The 2887-nt window shown below is 61.2% G+C and carries 3 protein-coding genes and 1 pseudogene; 1 reads left to right on the top strand and 3 read right to left on the bottom strand.

From position 1 onward, the window contains the following. Positions 1–235, top strand: a pseudogene (locus EN969_RS24975) (peptidase M15); the annotation flags it as partial. A 301-nt stretch (positions 236–536) separates the two neighbouring features. On the opposite strand, the gene EN969_RS24980 reads toward EN969_RS24975, so the two are convergent. The 3 genes from EN969_RS24980 to EN969_RS24990 all read right to left on the bottom strand — a co-directional run. Further along, positions 537–1061 carry an OsmC family protein gene (locus EN969_RS24980; protein WP_013530204.1) on the bottom strand — a complete coding sequence of 175 codons (525 nt, stop codon included), beginning with the start codon at positions 1059–1061 and terminating at the stop codon, positions 537–539. Positions 1062–1171: 110 nt separating this feature from the next. Beyond that, positions 1172–1708 carry a carboxymuconolactone decarboxylase family protein gene (locus EN969_RS24985; RefSeq protein WP_024504783.1) on the bottom strand — a complete coding sequence of 179 codons (537 nt, stop codon included), beginning with the start codon at positions 1706–1708 and terminating at the stop codon, positions 1172–1174. 87 nt (positions 1709–1795) lie between these two features. Further along, the coding region (locus tag EN969_RS24990) for a sigma-70 family RNA polymerase sigma factor (protein ID WP_164758468.1) at positions 1796–2887 on the bottom strand (1092 nt) is incomplete at its 5' end.

The raw sequence follows: 2887 nt of genomic DNA on the forward strand, positions 1-2887 counted from the left end.
CGTCAGGACGAACCCCAAGGCCGATCGTGTCCAGCGGCGCCCCGATTCCGAGGCAGATCGCGCTATTACCGGTGGGGCCGCATCAACAGGGGCGCCCATGATTGCCGCCAATTTCATCCGCACGGCGCCGGAGCATGTCTATCTCGATGGATTCCAACCGCGGGGACGGACGTCCGATCACCGCCGCTTCACCGGCTCCGCGGTGAAATTCCTGCCCATCGCCAGTTTCAAATAGAGGGCGAAAGCACCGTTCGATCCAGTATCGAAATGTGTTGCGCCATATCGATGGCCGGGGCGGTCACGGGGTTCGCAATGCCGAACCCTTCCGCGCTATAACACTTGGCGAGCAGCGCGCTACTGCAGCGGGCAGTCGGCTCGTTGCTGTCGGCCGCCATCCGTTGCCTTTCGAGCAGATCGCCCCGCGAAATTGCCAGGATCGTGGTGGCGCAAACGTGCACGAGGCACATTTGGCCCGCCGGCCGCAACCGGCGGGACTAAGCCACAGACCGCCCAGCGGGCGAGTTCTGCGACAAGGATCACGCCTGGTGAATCACCAATTCGCTGGTCATGGGAATTCCTCTAAGGGCGCCAAGCACCATGTTGTGCGAGATCGCGCGCTCATGAATTTTCTCCAGATCGGCGCGGGGCGCCGAAGAACACACGGTCGCGCTGAGGTGCAGGGACACGTAGCAATGCCGGGCGTCCACGGGCGCCGTGAGCCCATCAAGTCCGTCGAACTCGCCACGCGGGTCGAACACGCCTTCCGCGATGAAATCGACCGAACGAAGATCGACCCCCGCATGCGCTGCCAGCATCGGATAATCCGAGCCGGCGCACACAGCCGCCGCGGCAAAGATCTGCTCCCAGGGAAAGACGGCGGTCGGCGAATTGTCCTTGAGGCTCGCCGGTCGCTCCAGTAGCGGTGTTGTGTAAGGATCGCCTGATTGCGGGTCGAAGCGGTAGCGGGCACGATAGGTGCCACGCACCGCGTCACCGTGTTTCTTTAGCACGGACACGATATCTTTGACTGTGCTGACGGTTTCTCCGAAGACTACTGGCATCTTTACCTCCCTGTAAAATGAGAATTCCACTCCCTATTCCGGTCCGCGGATGCCGACGATGGTTGCCGCGGCCTGGCCCCAATCCCGACAATGTGCCGACAAGGCTCGCGCTACTTGGCAGGCGCGGCAGCCTGAGCGTCGCCGCCGAGATCCTTCTTGAAGGTCTCAAAGTCGACCTGCATGCCGTTGAAGATCGTGCTCCAGTGCCGTGACAGAGCGGCGATAGCGACGGCCTCTTCGATCTCGTCCTCCGTTGCGCCCGCCTGTTTTGCGCTCTCGGTGTCTTCCCAGATGCAATACTGGCAGGGAATTTGTGCGGAGACGGCGAGCGAGATCAGAGCCTTGACCTTCGGCGGCAGGGCGGTTTCGCTGGAGAACTGCAGAGCCTTCACCTCTGCCCAGGCGCCCGGCAGCGCTGCTTTTGAAACCTGATGGAGAAAGGTCGGCACCGAGCCGAGCGTCCGCTCGACGTCCTTATAGGTGGCGTCGACCTCAGCTTGACCGGCCCAGCCTAAGCCTGATGACAACAATGTGGCGCAGACGACAGTCGATGCGAACGCCGTGTGAAGGAGGCGGCGCGAGCGGCTGGGCCCGAGCTCGCCGTGGTGTGCGATGGAAGCAACATGGGAAACTGCGAAGGCGAACATGATCTCTCTCCTCTTTGGAACCATTTGCGTCCGGGCCAGATGATGCCCGCGTGCTGTAAGGAGTCACGGACGGGAGAAAAAGTTCGATCAGTCGTCGTCGATTCTAGGCGGACGCGGCGAAAGATGAAGATGCAAGCGTCGGGCCTTGCCGTCTCGCTGAAAGATCACCAGGACGACACCCGGCGGGCAGTGGAAAGGGTCTTCCGGCGGATTGACGAATAGTCCCTCGATCACGGTGACCTGGCTGGCGCTGAGAATGCGCTGCGGTTCCAGGCGGACGCCGGCTTCCGTGTCGGCGTCGACTTCCCAGGCAAGGAATGAGCGACCCAGCACTGGTTTGCTCGTCCCGCGGACAAGATGCAGGTCCTCTGCAAAGTGCCCAAGGAAGCGGTCACGCTCGCCATGCTGGTTGAGCCCATTGAAAATTTCGGAGTAGAATCGCTGGCGCTCGCGAGACTGCGAGCGAGCCTCTGTGTCGGCAAGGCCCGCCGTTTCCAGCAGCATCTCGGCAAGCTTGCGTTTGGCTTGCGACAAACGACTGCGAACCGTCCCAATCGGGACACCCAGAATGGCGGCCAGTTCCTCGTAAGACTGATAGCTTCCGAAATAGCGCAACATGGCGGTAGCCTGCAGCGGCTCGGGAAGCTTGCGTAGCGCGTCCCAAACCCATTCGCGAAGCGCGACTTTCTCCAGCCGCTCCTCAATGCTTGCGCGTTCGTCTGGGCGGTCTGGAATGTCGGCGGTCAAGATCTCGCGTCGTCGTCGACGCAATTGTTGCAGGCAACAGCGGTGCAACACAGTGCGAAGCCAGCCACCGACGGCTTGCGGATCCTTGAGTTCGCCGATGCGCCTCAGCGCGATCAGGAAAGTCTCATGCACAGCATCTTCGGCGTCCGACCCATAGCCGAGCATGTTCAGCGCTATCGCATAGAGCCGTGCGCGATGACGTTCCAGCAGCAGGCCGAGGCAACCACAATCGCCGCCCCGAGCGGCAAGGGCCAGTTCGGCATCACTCGGCACGATATGAGTTTCGTAGCCCATGGACTTAAGATGCATCAACTGGCGAAAAAGTTCGAATGCCAGTTCAGCTTCGTCACGATCCGTGTTCGGCGGGCACCAGTTCACCAATGACGCTTTGATGGGGTTTTGGATTGAGGTTATGACCCTCACTTCACGTCC

The sequence above is a fragment of the Mesorhizobium sp. M7A.F.Ca.CA.003.01.2.1 genome, assembly GCF_003998945.1.
Lineage (GTDB): Bacteria > Pseudomonadota > Alphaproteobacteria > Rhizobiales > Rhizobiaceae > Mesorhizobium > Mesorhizobium ciceri.

Bases quoted from the DNA above. Each gene is read 5' to 3' on its own strand.
- EN969_RS24980 (WP_013530204.1), bottom strand. From the start codon at position 1,061: ATGCCAGTAGTCTTCGGAGAAACCGTCAGCACAGTCAAAGATATCGTG.
- EN969_RS24985 (WP_024504783.1), bottom strand. From the start codon at position 1,708: ATGTTCGCCTTCGCAGTTTCCCATGTTGCTTCCATCGCACACCACGGC.